This window comes from Thermospira aquatica (assembly GCF_023525255.1).
Classification (GTDB): domain Bacteria; phylum Spirochaetota; class Brevinematia; order Brevinematales; family Thermospiraceae; genus Thermospira; species Thermospira aquatica.
In genome coordinates, this window is record NZ_CP073355.1 from 2,362,170 (window position 1) to 2,378,334 (window position 16,165).

Sequence of the window (16,165 nt, forward strand, 5' to 3'; positions counted from 1 at the left end):
CCCCCTATTCTCGGGCATGTCTATACTGAAGAGAAAACGGCACCTCTATCCTGGCAAAGGTCTGATCATCCAGGGTCGTTCCGATACGAAAAAGCGCTGGATCAAGGCCAAGTCCCTTGAGAAGCATCACTATCAGCGCTATACCCATACCGGCTCCTTCCATCTCGTCTCCCTGTTCCAGGTAAAACTCAGCAAGACTCTCATACTGCATGGCTTTTTTCAGTTTTTCTCGCAATCGCTTGTTTTCAATCGAAGCCATACTCGCATTATTGATTACCTCTACCTTCACCCCATCAGGAGAATGGGTAAAACGGATAGTTACCCAATAATTTTTTTCTTTCAGATGGGGAAGAAATGTTTGATAACTTCTCTCTGCCAGAAGGTTACGAAACGCGAGCATGCCCTCCAGATAGTGATTTTCGTTTGTAATGTCCAGATGATTCATCTCAAAAAGCACCCGTTTGAGGTTTGCTTTCGTCGCATTGATCATGAGTTCCTTTACACAGGTATAGATAACATCCGAATACTCCTGGCGATTGTAAAAATGAAATATGGTCTGAATTGCTGTCGCTACTTTGCTTTCTATGTCTTCATTAATCACATAAAACTTCAGCGTAAACGGTTGCTGATTCTCTATAAGATGTTGAACGGTGGCCTGAAACTCTCTATCCATTCTCTTTCCCCTTGAAAGGATAAGTCGCCAGTTTTGTGTATCTTGCCCCTGCTGGATGAAGTTCACTACGGTAAAAAGAAAAGGTAGCAACGGATTCCTCTAACGTTCTCAATGAAAAAGATCGAAGTGTTTCTTTTTCTTTGGTGGTGAGAGAATGTTTTATACGAGCAAGTGTGAGATGGGGATGAAAATCCCTTTCCTCTCTTGGAAACCCTTCTTTCTCCAACATTCCCCATAGTGTATCATAAAAATTTTGAAGCGTCTCTGGACAATTCACTCCAGCCCAAAACACTCTCGGAGACTCCCAGGAAGGGAAAACCCCTGTCTCTCCAATTGCAAGAGAAAAACGCTCATGAGAAAACTTTTCCAGTTCCGTACGAATACGTTCTACACGGGGAGGAGCCACTTCACCCAGAAAAGCCAGTGTCAGATGCCATTGCTCAGGAGTAGTCCAGCTAAGCTCAGGTAAACGCCGTTTCCATCCTTTGACTTCTTCAGCAATCATCTGGCGCAATTCCTCAGAGATGTCCAAGGCAATAAATACCCTCATTTCTTCTTCATCCCTATTTTTTGTATCCGACTCCCTTTTACATCCAGCACAGTGAATACAAGACCATTGTACTCCAGCTTCTCACCAACTGAGGGGACATATCCCTTCTCTCCCATGAGAAATCCCCCGATGGTTTCAAATTCATCCTCAGGAATTTTTTGTTTGAATATCTCATTAAACTTGCTAATAGCCATCTTGGGAGAAAGTACTACGCTCTCATCGGGCAAAATCTCATACTCCTTTTCTTCTGCGCGCTGGTCAAACTCATCCTCGATCTCACCAACAAGCTCCTCCAGGATATCCTCCAGGGAAACAATTCCTACCATTGTTCCAAACTCATCCACAACAATCCCCAGATGGATATGCGTCTGGCGAAACTCTGCAAGAAGCTGGGATACCTTTTTATTTTCGGATACAAAGAGGGGTTTTCTTAAGATTTTTTTGAGAGAAACATCACCAGACAACATGGAAGAAAGAAGATCTTTCGCATACAGTACACCTACCACATTATCGACGTGATTTTCATACACCGGATAGCGCGAATATCCCTCTCTCTGGATCGTTTGTATTATCTCCGAAAGAGACATCCCTATATCCAGGAGAACCACCTCAGAACGGGGAATCATAATAAAAGACACCGTCAAATGATCAAGAAATCGGTGAATCTCCCGATTCAGCACCTCCCTGGTCATTGGAGTGGCTCCTCCTCTAAAATAAACTTTCCCATACCCTGAAAACGAGCTGAAAGGCTTAAAAAGCCCTGTTGCAAAAACGGAACACTCCCCTGGAATTGAAAATACCCCGTCTTGGTAGCAATTCTTTTTGTTTTCCTGTTTAAGATTGTCTCCATCTGGAAATCAATATTTGCCATAGGAAAAGCTTTTTGCTTGTAGGCATTGTAGGTATAGCGTTGCTCTAAAGTATAACTCTCTGAGTTTATCGCTACAAGCCGCTGGAAAAGCGAAGTTTCTACCGTAATCTCCTGATTCTGAAACATTGCCTGGAAGTTTGTTGTTTTCTCCTCTCCCCTGCCTGTTATCTCGTCCCAATGGGAAACATCTACCAGAACCATCCCTGCCAACCACTGGAGGGGATAAATGGGAAGATCTCGATAATACACCGTCACCCGTCCCTCTGGTGTCATATACCATTCATAAAAAACGGTACTGAGATAATTCAGATAACTGTACACCGCTCCGGAGAGGTTTTTGTCTGCATTTTCAAGAGAAACATCTCTGATAAGAAGCTGAAAAAGATACTGCCCATTGGAAAATGCTAGAGGTGTCATATACAGAGATGCGGTGAGTTTTACCGTCCCCTGATATCCGACAAGCCCAGCCTCAAGAGAAAGTTGACTCTCCATACTCAGATGATAGCGATAGGTTTTCCCAACTTCAAACTGATAAACAAAAGGCTCAACAGGACGAATAAGTCGCCCACAAGACGCAAAAAGCAGTACCAAAAGACTACAACAGGTAAGGAGCCATTTCCTTCTCATACCACTCCTCAAAAACTTTCTCTACCTCTTCAAGAGGCACGAGGTGTTTTTCTTCTAAACGCCGCAACTTTAATTCTACCTTTTGCTCTTCAGCAAAAGATTTACCAATGGTAATACGAATGGGAATACCAATAAGATCTGCATCCTTGAACTTTACTCCAGGACGTTCATCTCTATCATCAAGGAGAATCTCAAACCTTCTGGAAAGTTGCTGGTAAAGTTTTTCTGCTGCTTCGACTGTTCTGCTATCGGACATATTCACCGGTACAATAATCCCGTGAAAAGGTGCAATACTCATAGGCCAGATGATGCCATTTTCATCATGATTTTGTTCGATCACACTCGCGATCGTTCTTCCCACACCAATCCCATAACACCCCATGATGGGAGTAATACTTTGACCATTTTTATCCAGAACCCGAACATTCATCGCCTCAGTATATTTATACCCAAGCTTAAAGATATGTCCAACTTCAATCCCTTTGTAACTACGGAGGACTTCACCACAGGTTGGACACTTTTCTCCCTCCACTACTTCGTGAATGTCTGCCACCACATCCCAGACAAAATCGCGCTCAGGATTGATATTTTTGAGGTGATAGTCTTTTTTGTTTGCTCCAGAAATAGCATTGCGCATAAAAGGAATAGACTCGTCAGCAACAATTTTTATTTTTTGCTTGAGGTTTACCGGCGATACAAAGCCAATGGGTGCTCCAGTTATCTGTAAGACTTCTTCCTCCGACGCCTGTTCAAGCTCCACACACTCGAGAACATGCTTGAGTTTTGTTTCATTGACCATAAAATCTCCACGAATAAGAACGAGAACAAATCCCTTGTCAGTCTTGTAGACAAGACTTTTGATAAAACGATCGACCGAAACCTTGAGAAACGCCACCAGTTCCTCTATTGTGCGCACGTTAGGAGTAGCTATTTCCTCAAGAGGAAGCATAGATTTTGATGAGGATGAAAACTCCCGTTTCGACTCCGCTCGTTCAACATTGGCTACATAGCCGCATGAACGACAGTGGATAATTGTTTCTTCTCCCACGGAAGAAGGCACCATAAATTCTTCTGAATTGGAACCTCCCATATTGCCCGTATCTGCCTGAACCGGCACTACCTCTAACCCACATCGTGCAAAAATACGACGGTAAGCCTCTCGCATAGCCTGATAGTTTTTTTCAAGACCGGCCTCGTCAATATCAAATGAATAAGCATCTTTCATGATAAATTCTCGACATCGCATTACCCCATAACGAGGGCGAATCTCATCACGAAATTTGGTGTTGATTTGATAGAGATTAAGGGGAAGATCCCTATACGACTGTACATTCTCCCGTACAATATGAGTAAAAACTTCTTCATGAGTAGGGCCAAGAACCATGTCATTCTCATGACGATCCTGGAGCCGCATCATCTCCTTGCCCATGATGTCGTATCTCCCTGATTCCCTCCAGAGAGAAGCAGGAATAAGGATTGGTGGCAAGAGTTCCTGGGCTCCTGCTCTATTCATCTCCTCACGAATGATATTGATCACCTTAAGAAGTACCCTGTGTCCAAGGGGCAAAAAAGTATAAAGACCCGCGTCAAGCTTGCGGATAATACCTGCTCGCATCATAAGAATATGCGATGCGATCTCGGCATCCTTGGGATCCTCACGAAGTGTCGGTAAAAGCATCTGGCTTCGTCTCATACCATCCTCCATAAAAATATGCAATGTATTATACCATAAATTGAATAAAAAAACAAAAAAGAGCTAAAAAATATAAAAACGAGGTTTTATAACCATCAAGCCTTCTCAACATAAAAAGAATTTTTTGTTTTTCAGAAAAAACCCTCCCTTAACGGGAGGGTTTTTGGTTTCGATATCAGTCTCCTGCCTCAGAGACAGCTACATTTGGCACAGGAAAGTTTTTGAGAATATACTCCTGCGCAGCTGCCACAGACTTGCCAAGCTCAAACGTATACCCGAGCTCTTTCAACGCTAATTCCATCGCCTGAAGCTCAACCACAATATCCGACTTATCCACATACCCAAGATGCCCAAGGCGAAAGATCTTCCCTTTCATCGAACCCTGGCCTCCAGCAATCGTCACACCATACTTGTCCCTCATATACGCCGGAATCTTTGCACCATCCACACCCTCAGGTACTCGAATCGCTGTCACCGAATCCGAAGGACGTACATTCGGTACATCCGCAAACAATTGAAGCCCTATCGCCTGTACAGCCTGACGAAACGTCTCCGCTACAAGATAATGCCGCTTGATCACATTCTCCATGCCTTCCTCAAGCATCATCTTCAGCGCTACATTAAGCCCCATAAAAAGACTAATGGCAGGCGTCCACGCTGTGGTCTTCTTCTCAAGATTTTTCCTCTCTTTGGCTAAATCAAAGTAAAAACGTGGGAGCTTCGCCTCCTTCATCAGCTTCTCAGCCTTCGAAGAGTACGCAACAAACGCTAAACCCGGCGGTATCATAAACGACTTCTGCGCACCAGCAATCGCTACATCTACACCCCACTCGTCCATCTCAAACTCCATCGCACCAATCGCCGTAATCCCATCCACCACCATGATGGCAGACGTCTCCCTCACCACACTCGCTATACCCTTCACATCAAAAGCAACCGCCGTCGAAGTTTCACTGTACTCCGTATACACCCCTTTCGCCTCAGGATACTTCTTCAGCGCTTCCCTCACCTCTTCCGCTTTAATGTCTTTCCCATACTCTGCCTTCAGTTCTACAACATTCAGACCATACGCTCGCCCTATCTCGGCAAACCTCTCCCCAAACTTCCCCGCAGAGAGCACTATGATGGTATCCCCAGGTGACATAAAATTCGTAATCGATGCCTCCATACCCCCCGTCCCCGATGCCGTCAACGTCAATACCGGAGACGATGTCTTGAATACCTTCTTCAGCATTTCTGCGTTCTCTGCTACAACTTCAGAGAACTGAGGGGTCCTGTGGTGCATGAGTGGTCGCGCCATTTCTACCAGCACTTCACTGGGAACAGCCGTCGGCCCAGGCGCACACAGAAAACGCTTCATCATAGTTTTCCTCCTTGTCATTCTTTGCCCTTCAAAAAGGGAGATATAGTGTGTAGCAAAAAAGATTTTTTCGCAAATATTTAATATTTTGTTTTTATAAAAAGAAACATTACAAACGATAATGTGAAAATTTTTACAGAAACTAGCTACGTAGCTCACTGTTTGCTTATATTTTTCTTTAATGATGTCTTTAGGGAAATCTAATTTTAGATAAAGGGGATAACATAGGAAGAGAGAATTGTATTGGTTATGAAGTGGGTTGGATGGTATGAGAGCTATTACCTTTTCACAGTGTGGTTGTGGTAAAAACAAGGGATGGAATAAGGTAATACTTTTTACTTTGTTTTTTTTCTAAAACTAGTTGAGAAGAAGAAAATGTGGAAAAAGGGATCGGGCATTTGCTCTTACTTTGTTTCAGTAGACGGTGTAGCTATTACCTTGTTGCAGTGGGAGAGAACTGCTCTTACCCTGTCGCAGTACCAAAGGGCTTGCTCTTATCCTGTTTCAGTAAGGGTCTATCAATAAAATGACTGTGATAAGGAAAGAGCGGGGATTTTGGAGTTTTCTTTTTTCTCCAAAAGTATCGTTGAAAGATGGTATTAGAGACTTTGCTCTTAGCCTGTTTCAGTTTTTATGGTGCTTGTGAACGGCTTTTTCACTGCAACAAGGGAAGAGCATGGGGTTTTTATCCCTTTTTCCACTTCTTTTTTGTAAGAAAAAACGCTTTTTTGCCTTTTTCGTAGAGGACAACGAAAAGTTTTCCAAAAAAACAAAATGAAACAAAAACTTTTAGTTTTCTATTTGACAGACGCAGGAAATGTGTTGAGAAAGAAAAAACGAAAACCTACGCCCAGATGGGAAGAATAAGCGGCTCAGCCACCAGCTTTTTCCACGGGAGAAGCTGGCGACGTTTGCCAAGCCTTCTTAAAAGCTCTTCAAGCCTTGTGGCAGCATCTTCTATATTAAACCGAAAACAAAACTCATCAAGATAGCGCTGCATGTGCTTTCGACAACCATAGTGATAGACGTCTTCAAGAAGGTTTTTCAACCCATCGTTAATATGGGAAAGCCACGGCATTCTTTTTTCTACGGGCGTGTGGCGGAAAAACTTGCCAAAAAAGTCTGAAAGCCAATCACTATTCACATCATCCACAAGGTGAATATGAAGTTTAGAAGGGGTATCATCCGCATCAATTTCGACAACCTGCATGGGAGAAAAGTTTTTTCTCTGGCGGCGTTTGATGCCAGAAAGAAAGAAAAAGGTTTTTACAAGCTTTCGAAGGGATTTGGTGTGATGGCGAGTGGTAAGCCGCATGAGGCTTCGTAGCTTCTGAAGAAGAAGCCAGCTTGCCTTGTAGCTAATATGAAGAAGTTGTGAAAGCCTCACCGCGTTTATGCCACCATCCTGGCAGACAAGAAACATGGCAGAAAGCCAGATTTTTGGCGAAAGGTGACTTTTTCGCATGATGGACTGGCTTTTTAAGGAAAATTGTCTGCCACACTTGGGGCACTGATACACGAGCCGGCACGAGAGAAGATGCGCTTTTTCTTTACACCTTGGGCAAATAGGTCCCTCTGGCCAGAGGGCTTTTTCGAGGATCTGGTAGGCCCCGTTTTCTGAGAGTGTGAAAAAATCCTTTTCCATGGTTTTCTCCTTAGAGAAATTTTTTCATACTATATATATCGAAAATTTTTTGTTATAGTTGTTAAAAAAGATGTTTTATATATTTTAAAAGTAAGATCGATGGGGAGATTTTGGGGGTGTGAGAAAAATGCTCTTACCTTGTTGCAGTGTGTGGGACAAGAGATTTCCTAAGGTCGGGTAAGAGAAAGTTTTTTCTTTACTACAACATGGTAAGAGCAAATCTCAAAGCACGTGAGAGCGTGAGAGGGGATATAAAGGTTAAACGTTTAACCTGGAATTTTCGACGTAAGCTCTTACCTTTTTGCAGTGTTATTGCGAGGTTTATCACTGTGAAAAAGGAATAGCTGGAATTTTTCCCACTGTGACAAGGTAACGGCAAGAGTTTTTTCCTGCAACAAGGAAACAGCCTTCAGGTCCCACACATTTACTGCAAAATGGTAATAGCTAGCGTTTTTTGTACTGCAACAAGGGAAGAGTAAAGGCTTTTTCCCTACTGTGATAAAGTAACAGCTTTTATTTTTTCACTCTTATTGCAACAAGAAAGAGCATGGCAGTCTTTTTAACTGCGATAAGGGAATAGCCATCACACTGGTGGTTTTTAACTGCAACAGGGTAAAAGCTGGTGAGCTTTCTTTTGCTTTCCACTGTAACAAGGGAAGAGCAAGCCCCGTACTTTATCCCTCCGTTTTTCCCCTTCAAAAAAAGACCACTTCTTACCATAAAAAACCTTGGTGTGTGCTCTTTTAAGACCAGATCCCATTTATCATCAACTCCTCCTTTTCCCTTTCTACTACTAAAAAAGACAAAAAATTTAAAGTATAGCAAAGCTTAGTTGATCAGACTATCTAGAGCAAATAAGGCTTTCAACGTGCAATCCAGCCAACCATCCCTCTCTTTTTTGCATACAGAATACACCGTATATTATCTTCCATTTATATTTCCCGTTGCGTCAAATAAAAAAGTACTCGAAATTCGAATCATTGCCTCATAAAAAAAAGTACTCAAAAATTCCATACAGTTTCCTCCAAATTTTTGTTTTTTACATTCTTTTTCTTTTGAAGGCTGAAAAGTTTTCTGGCAAGCCGTAATTTTTGTCTTAGGTGAAACAAATCGAGAGCCTTATAAAGCCTTGTTAGGCGTTCCTTTTGTGCCTCACTTACATAAGAGCTTTCTAAAAGCCGTTGGTAGGGAGTTTTAATATCATCATGCTTCTTTTGCACCTTGCTTCCGATTCTCTTTTTCTCTGTCATTTTCATAACCGGTTGAAAAAAGTTGGCATAAAGCCTGAGATACGCATAGAGTCGGTTCAAGTAGTAGACTTCTTCCTCGGTATCGTAGCGGAAGTATCCAACATTCTGGCGGACTATGGAATAGTTTTTCTGCTCAACGTAGCAGTTATCATTGGAACGGGAGCTTCTCCCCCTTGTAAATTTTATCTGGTGCTTCTCACACCAATCGCGTAGAGGATGATTAATAAATTCAGCACCGGTATCAGAATCAATTCCCCGTAAATCAAAGGAAGTCTTCTTTGGACTTTTCTATGGCTTCTCTTACCCATTTTGAAGCTTTGTTTTTGATTGCCACAAGTTCTGTCCAACCGCTCCAAACATCCACCATATTTAATGTTTGAGCAAAATCTCCCCGGCTATTTCCTCCCTCATGGGCAACCAGATCAATCTCCATAAAACCAGGGCAATTTTCATCCCACTCTGCCCACGTGCGTATAGCTATTTGTTGCTTTAACAACGTTCCAGGTTTTGTGCCTTTTCGTCCTTTTATCTCAAGCTTTTTACGCTCATGTTTCAAAAGTCGGTCAATACTTGAAGCACTTATATGGCGCAAGTTTTCTATAGCCTGTGGAGAACCGTGGAGATGTCCGTTTGCTAAGAGATTATCTAAAACTTCATTGAGAATCGGCTTTAAACGTTTGCCACACATGTAGTTTTCAATTTCCCAGACCTTTTTTAGAAGTTTTAGTTCCTCTTCGCCGAATTTTTTCTTTCTGCCAGGTCTTTTGCCCTTCTTGGCTATGTCGGCTTTAAGGTAATTTTTCTTGCCTACATAGATGGTTTTTCCGTGCTGCCTCAAGAGCCTGGCGGCATAGTTTCGGTTTTTTAAACCTGTTATCCTCACAAAGTAATCCAGTATCTCCATTTTTTCCTTTTTGCTGGCTTTTTGATATTGTTTTGCCGTTTCCCTGTAAATAGGTCTCCTTTCAAACATCGCTAACTCCACCTTTTACCTCCAGTTCTTTGAACTGGATTATTTTACACAAATTTAAAGTACTTTTTTATTTTGAAGCAACGTTCCCTTTTCGAGTACTTTTATTACATTGTGTCAAGAAAATTGTGTCTAGTCATAGGATAACCTCGCTGTGAATATTTTCTTTGGTGTATGAGTGTTGCTCACGATAGAGTTGAAAGTAATACTCCCAATTTTTTAACTTTCTTTTTAAGAACTTCTCATTTTGGTATCTTAATAACAGGTAAAGATATTTCTCAGCTGAAGCCTCGCTTTGACACATTTCCATTGTTTTTAATCTCCTTTTAAGTTCTTTAAAGAGTCTTTCCAGGGCATTGTTTGTATACACCATGCTTCGTATTCCTTCAGGTAATTCCATGTAAGTGAATATATTCTCTCTTATTGTCAAGAGGTTATTCATTAAGTTGGGATAGATATTTTTCCATTTTTGTATAAATTTCATAAACAATTGTTCTGCCTCCTGTTTGTCTTTGGCATGAAATACCTCTTTTATTTCAGTGGCAATGATATTTCTGTGTTGAACTCTCACTTTAGCCAGTATGTTTCTCATGACATGGACTACACAGGGCTGATACTTTGCGTGGGATATATCTCTGTGATGACGTTTTTCATACCACTTAAGCCATCAGAGACAATAAAATGAATCTGTTTGACACCTCTTTCTCTTATATCCAGCAAAATTTCCCGCCAGTTATAAGCACTTTCCATGCCTCCTGGCAGGTAGTATCCTAAAATCTCCCGTCTTCCCTCAGGTGTAATGCCTATAGCTACATATATTGATTCATTTTCTACCCTATCTCTTGATAGGAAACACCATAGCATCCAGAAATACCACGGCATATTCTTCCATGAGAGGGCGACTACGCCACTTCTGAATCTCTTCTATGCCTACCTGGCTTATCCTTGAGATGTTAGCATAAGAAATCTTTATTTCATAAAGCTCTTTAAAACTTCTGCTATCTTCCTTGTTGACATTCCTGATATCAACATAGCCCTGATTAATGCATCTAAGTCTTCTGTGATGCGTTTGCGATAGGGAAGAAGGGCACTTTTAAATCCATTATCCCTTGTTCTTGGAACACGTATGGCTGTAAGCTCGCCAAAAGCTGTCTTTAAATCCCTTTCGTAAAAGCCATTGCCTTTTGTGGGTGGATTGTTTTCCAGGTAAATCTCTCTTTCCTCTTTTAACATACTCTCTAATACTTCCTTGACAATTGGTTTGAATAGCTCTAAAATATTCTTCGTCTCAATCATATCTGGCCTCCTGTGATAGTTTTATTTATATTATCACAGGAGGTTATCTTTTTCCTACCAGACACAATTAAGTATACACTGCCTTTTATTATGAAGCAATTCGTATTTTTGCTTTTTTCATTCTGTTTCTCTATAATTTTGTTATTCTTTTTTGGGCTATGAGTATACGGAGGACAATCTATGGCAATCTTTGAAATATTGATGCTTCTTTGCTTTGGTGCTGCGTGGCCCTTTTCTATCTACCGTTCTTACCGCTCTCGTTCAACAGCGGGCAAAAGTGTGATTTTTCTCTGGATTGTGTGGCTTGGATATATCTTTGGAATTCTCAACAAATACGTCCATGGTTGGGATTATGTGGTTGTATTTTACTGTCTTAATCTCATGATGGTGTCGATTGACATAGCTCTGTATTATCGAAACCGATACATTACCGTCAAGGAGGAATAAATGTTATTTTCAAGCTTTTTACATCCGGAGTTGTACTGGATACAAACAGAGATCAAAAATGAAGAAGAACTCTTAAACCAAATGGTCAGGGGGATATCTAGAGAATTTTCTCTTTCGATGACAGACAAGGAAATTGTTGATCGCATATTGCAGAGGGAATTAGAGAAACCAACCCTTGTGGGAGATTGCTTCTGGGTACCCCATTTCCGTATCCCCGATCTGGAGGATCTGATTATCGCGATAAGTTTTCTGAAAAAACCAATATCTATGGGAGAGCATAACGTACAAATGGTATTCTTAGTATTGACGGGTCCAACACGATCTACACTCTACCTCAACGCCCTTTCCGTAATAGCCTCTCTCGTTCAGGATAGTGATTTTTGTCAATTGATGAAAAAAACCCCGGACTTTGAACGGTTTTGTCATTTTCTTGATAGTAAAAATCTCCGTGTGGGAAAGGTTCTCACCGTCGCCGATATTATGTCAACAGATATTCATGTGTTACGAGAGAATCAAAATCTCGAAGAGGTTCTAGACATCTTTTCTAAACATCAACTTAGTTATGCTCCAGTTGTTGATACTCAAGAGCGTTTTGTAGCAGAAATTAATCTCATCGACATCATGAAGGTGGGAATGCCTGCCTACACTGCCGCTCTTCCCAACATGAATTTTCTCTCATCTTTTGAACCCTTTGAGGAGCTTCTTAAACACGAAAAGGATATTTTGGTGAAACAGATTATGCGAAAACCCCATGTTATCCTTAAACCCGATGCCAGTCTGGTTGAGGCAATTTTTGAGTTCACAAATCATCGTAGAAGGCATCTCCCGGTGGCAAAGGATGGAAAGATCCTTGGGGTGGTGAGTTACATGGACATGCTCAACAAGGTATTGCGGAGGTAAACAATGACGTGGCCAATGTGGATAGCTGTTGGAATCTTTGTTGTATTATATATTGGGATTTCTCTGGAAAAGGTAAACAAAACAATTCTTGCTCTGTTAGGGGCAGGAATCTTTGTCCTCTTTCATTTTCTTGAAGGAGAAAAGGTATTCGCCGCTGTAGACTGGAATGTGATTTTTCTCCTCGTAAGTATGATGGTTATTGTGGCGATTACCAAACAAACCGGAATTTTCCAGTATGTAGCCATTAAGCTTGCAAAACTCTCGAGAGGGAACCCCATGACCATCATGGTCCTCCTTTCTCTGGCCACAGCGGTGTTTTCTGCCTTTTTGGACAACGTGACCACCGTACTCATCTTTGTCCCTGTTGCTATCCTCATTGCCCAGGAGTTGGATATCTCCCCTCTTCCCTATGTCGTTGCCCTTGCTATGGCTTCCAATGTAGGAGGAACAGCGACCCTCATCGGTGATCCACCGAACATTATGATAGCAAGTGCTGCTGGACTTTCTTTTAACAGTTTTCTCGCCCATCTCGCCCCCGTGGCATTGTTCCTCTTGATAAGTCTCTGCGGATTTCTCTGGCTTTTGTTTCACAAGCAGATGCGTGTCTCCAATGAAAAGCGTGCTCGTATTATGAATTTTGACGAAACCAAAGTTTTAACCAATCCCGCATTGATAATAAAATCACTCTCTATACTCGGGATGGTGATCTTGGGATTTTTCCTCCATGGGGTGATTGATCTTGAACCTTCCATGATTGCTTTACTTGGAGCAGCTCTTTTGATGCTTTTAGCTACTCCTCATGAGATTGAAGAACTCCTCCATGAAGTAGAATGGGCAACTATTCTCTTCTTTGTGGGGCTTTTTATCCTTATTGGAGGATTGGTAGAGATTGGTGTAATGAAGATCCTCGCCGAAAGAATAGTAAGTCTCACCAGAGGGAGTATAAATTCTACAGCCATACTCCTGGTATGGATGTCTGGAATCTTTTCTGCCGTTGTAGACAATATTCCCTATGTGGCGACCATGATCCCTCTTATCAAGGAGATGGGAGCCTCATTGGGCGGTCAAAGCCTTGATCCCCTCTGGTGGTCTTTAGCCCTGGGGGCCTGTCTTGGTGGAAATGGGACCCTTGTAGGTGCTTCTGCAAATGTGGTAAGTGTAGGGATAGCAAAAAAAAGTGGTATTGCGATAAGTTTCTGGGATTTTACAAAGTACGGCCTTCTCTACACTCTTTTAAGCCTTCTCGTATCATCTCTATACGTCTATTTCAGGTATTTTGTCCTTCATCTATGAGTAGAATTAAGGACGGATTTCAATTACAGAGTTGAGTCCTCCTTTACCATCTGGAGAGACGAGAGGATTAAAAGGATCGTTAGTAAAGATGGTACCGTTAAGAATATATTTGTACTGGTAGGTTCCCGGTGAAAGAATGATAGAGATGCGCCATAGATTGACATTAGAATCATAGGTAAGGGGAAATCCCTCAGCTTTCCATCCGAAGAAGTCTCCCGTGAGCGCCACATTGGTAATATTCGTGGAACGAGCCTGATACACAAAAAGCACAATCTCTCCGAGAATAAAAACACCAGGTTTCGGACCCTGGGGAACAGGTTTTGGTGTTTTCCCACAGGTTACCAACAGCAAAAAAAAGAGAAATATCATCTTTTTCATGCACGCTCCTCCACAAAAGGCAAAAGGGTAGTATGGTCATCCCCTTTTTCAAAACAAACCAGGCATATATCATCACTCAACTTCTCTAGCTGAACATGTTGTTTAAAATTCTCGATAATCTCGATAACAATTTCAGGTGCAGAAAATTTACTGATTTCCTTCCAGGGAAGACTCCAGAGAATTTCTTCAAAAGGAACATGAATCTTCTCACTCACCGCTTCAATCAGACCATCCGTAAAAAGGAGAAGTTTGCCTTCTGTAAAATGATACGTATGATTCGTATACCCTTTATCAATAGCCTGAATCTCTTGGTTGCGAAGCACACCAAGTGGTATACCCCTCTTAAAAAACGGAAGAGGAACAAGCGAGCCAGAGGGAAACACAAGAAGAGGATCAAGATGCCCTGCATTCGCATAAGTAAGAGTTTGTTTTTCTTCATCGTAAATAATATAAAGAGCTGTAACAAAATTTCCCGCAAGAAAAGGAAAAAGAAACTCATTTAACCCATAAAACAAAGCTGCAGGATCATGAATCTGTGAACTTTGAAGAAGATGACTTTTGATCAGAGAAGTGATAAAAGCAGCAGGAACACCATGACCAGAAACATCACTGATAAAGACACCCCATTTGTAGGTATCGATCCGCCGAATATCGAAAAAGTCTCCCCCTATCTGAATCATCGGGTGAAAATAAAAAGCAAAATGTCGAGAAGGTGGTTTAGAGGGAATAAATTGAAGCTGAATTTGTCTGGCTAACTCGAGCTCTTCCTCAATAAGCTGATTTTTTTCGAGAAGTTTGTTTTTTTCTTTAAGAAGTTCTATGGTTTGCCTTTCGACTTCCTTTTCCAGGTTTTGCTTAAGTCTTTCAGAGATCTGATAAGCAACAGAAAACCTCCGGGAAAGTACAAAAGCCTGAAAGAACACAAAAACAAGTTGACCAAAAGGAGTAAGATAAATTTCAAAGACATTAAACTTTTGAATGGCATAAAAAATATCGTTCAGAGCTGTCAAGAAAAAAATTGAAAAACCTAACAACAAAAGAAAAGCATCTTTGTTAGAAAACATGTTTTTTATAAGAGCAAAAAGAATAAAAAAACCAAGAGGAAGAGTATAAAAGATAAATATCATCTGTGTATGGAAATAAACCTCTTCAGGAAAGAAAAGATCAATAGCTGTTAAAATACCATAAAAAAGTATACTGAAGCTCAGAACATTTCTATAGAAAGGATTTGTAAAAACCGTGCGCATAAACGCTACTACAAAGATAGTGATCAGATTAACCAGAACAAAATCCATACGAACCTGTGTTTGCCATGAAAATTCATAGATATATAAGGGGAAAACACATTCATGATTCGTCAAGGTACGAAAGGCCAACATCAGAGCTAGTAACGAAAAATACACAAGACCCCATTCTTTCCTTTGGAGGGTAAAAAGTGCTAAATGGTACAAGGCCATAATCACAAGAGCCCCAATAATAAAAATGTCAAATGCAATATTTATATTTTTTTTTGCTACTATAGTATCCCATAAACCCATTTCAAGACTATTGTACATACCCCCTTTATTATCATAAAAGTTTGCAACATGCATAACAATCTCAAGAGGAGAAGTATTAGTAAAAGTAATATACTGAGGAAGCATACGGGGGATATAGGTTTGGCGATTTGTCCCCACCTTCCCCATAGAGGCCATCAGTTTCCCATTAATATAGATTTCATAAGAACTTGTAATAAAAGGAATACGAAGACCAAGAAGCATGGGAAGATTCGTCGTCAAGATGGTAGCCCGATACGTACCATACCCATAAGGAGAAAGGCGATGTCCCTCCCATTGGTAACGATGCCATGAGTCCGGCACACGGATAACAAGCGAAGTCTGTTCCTCCCACACTGTTTTTGTGGGATCGAGAAAACGCATAGGATAAAACAACCACTCTCCTGACAAACGCACAACCGTTGTTTGTGTCCACTCTATATCACGAAGATCAAATACCCCCGCTTCAGCAAAAAAGAAACTAAAAGAACTCGCAAACAACAAAAAGCAAAAGAAAGCTTTTCTCATACTCTTCTCTTGTATTTTATTATAGCCAAAAATAGAAAAAAGTCAACCATCAATCGAGATTTTTTAAGGAAATTTTTAATATTTTTTTCCCATAAGAGAAAGATAAAAGCGATAAAAGTTTGACGAAAATACAAGCCTGTGATATACTC

General features: G+C 41.1%; 12 protein-coding genes and 2 pseudogenes. 3 read left to right on the plus strand and 11 right to left on the minus strand.

Translation table 11 applies throughout. The features are described from left to right. Positions 1-4 precede the first annotated feature (4 nt). From KDW03_RS11480 to KDW03_RS12470, 9 genes and pseudogenes are all read right to left on the minus strand, one after another. On the minus strand, positions 5-673 hold the full coding sequence (locus KDW03_RS11480; protein ID WP_271435216.1) for a hypothetical protein: 669 nt from the start codon (positions 671-673) through the stop codon (positions 5-7). After that, positions 666-1,223, minus strand: a complete 558-nt coding sequence (gene thpR, locus KDW03_RS11485) for an RNA 2',3'-cyclic phosphodiesterase (protein ID WP_271435217.1) — start codon at positions 1,221-1,223, stop codon at positions 666-668. The genes KDW03_RS11480 and thpR overlap by 8 nt, the downstream gene beginning before the upstream one ends. Further along, positions 1,220-1,915 carry a hemolysin family protein gene (locus tag KDW03_RS11490; protein ID WP_271435218.1) on the minus strand — a complete coding sequence of 232 codons (696 nt, stop codon included), beginning with the start codon at positions 1,913-1,915 and terminating at the stop codon, positions 1,220-1,222. The genes thpR and KDW03_RS11490 overlap by 4 nt, the downstream gene beginning before the upstream one ends. After that, positions 1,912-2,721, minus strand: a complete 810-nt coding sequence (locus KDW03_RS11495; RefSeq protein ID WP_271435219.1) for a hypothetical protein — start codon at positions 2,719-2,721, stop codon at positions 1,912-1,914. The genes KDW03_RS11490 and KDW03_RS11495 overlap by 4 nt, the downstream gene beginning before the upstream one ends. Then, entirely contained in the window at positions 2,690-4,414 is a 1,725-nt protein-coding gene (locus tag KDW03_RS11500; protein WP_271435220.1) for a proline--tRNA ligase, read from the minus strand. The genes KDW03_RS11495 and KDW03_RS11500 overlap by 32 nt, the downstream gene beginning before the upstream one ends. Before the next feature lie 175 nt (positions 4,415-4,589). Further along, entirely contained in the window at positions 4,590-5,777 is a 1,188-nt protein-coding gene (locus KDW03_RS11505) for a pyridoxal-phosphate-dependent aminotransferase family protein (RefSeq protein WP_271435221.1), read from the minus strand. Between the two features lie 841 nt (positions 5,778-6,618). Further along, complete coding sequence (locus KDW03_RS11510) at positions 6,619-7,419, minus strand: IS1595 family transposase (RefSeq protein WP_271435222.1); 801 nt, start codon at positions 7,417-7,419, stop codon at positions 6,619-6,621. 1,001 nt (positions 7,420-8,420) lie between these two features. Next, positions 8,421-9,642 (minus strand): annotated as a pseudogene (locus KDW03_RS11515) (integrase catalytic domain-containing protein). 133 nt (positions 9,643-9,775) lie between these two features. Beyond that, positions 9,776-10,887, minus strand: a pseudogene (locus KDW03_RS12470) (IS256 family transposase); the annotation flags it as partial. A 228-nt stretch (positions 10,888-11,115) separates the two neighbouring features. Between KDW03_RS12470 and KDW03_RS11535 the strand changes: the two are divergent. From KDW03_RS11535 to KDW03_RS11545, 3 genes are read left to right on the plus strand one after another with little or no spacing between them, the layout of a single operon-like run. Then, the gene (locus tag KDW03_RS11535) at positions 11,116-11,382 is read left to right on the plus strand and encodes a hypothetical protein (protein ID WP_271435225.1); all 267 of its coding nucleotides are present in this window, start codon (positions 11,116-11,118) and stop codon (positions 11,380-11,382) included. Beyond that, positions 11,383-12,282 carry a CBS domain-containing protein gene (locus tag KDW03_RS11540; RefSeq protein ID WP_271435226.1) on the plus strand — a complete coding sequence of 300 codons (900 nt, stop codon included), beginning with the start codon at positions 11,383-11,385 and terminating at the stop codon, positions 12,280-12,282. Positions 12,283-12,285: 3 nt separating this feature from the next. Then, the gene (locus tag KDW03_RS11545; RefSeq protein WP_271435227.1) at positions 12,286-13,575 is read left to right on the plus strand and encodes an ArsB/NhaD family transporter; all 1,290 of its coding nucleotides are present in this window, start codon (positions 12,286-12,288) and stop codon (positions 13,573-13,575) included. 6 nt (positions 13,576-13,581) lie between these two features. On the opposite strand, the gene KDW03_RS11550 is transcribed toward KDW03_RS11545, so the two are convergent. Next, positions 13,582-13,953 carry a hypothetical protein gene (locus KDW03_RS11550; protein WP_271435228.1) on the minus strand — a complete coding sequence of 124 codons (372 nt, stop codon included), beginning with the start codon at positions 13,951-13,953 and terminating at the stop codon, positions 13,582-13,584. After that, positions 13,950-16,016, minus strand: a complete 2,067-nt coding sequence (locus KDW03_RS11555) for a PP2C family protein-serine/threonine phosphatase (protein ID WP_271435229.1) — start codon at positions 16,014-16,016, stop codon at positions 13,950-13,952. Before KDW03_RS11555 ends, KDW03_RS11550 begins: the two co-directional genes overlap by 4 nt. Positions 16,017-16,165 lie beyond the last annotated feature (149 nt).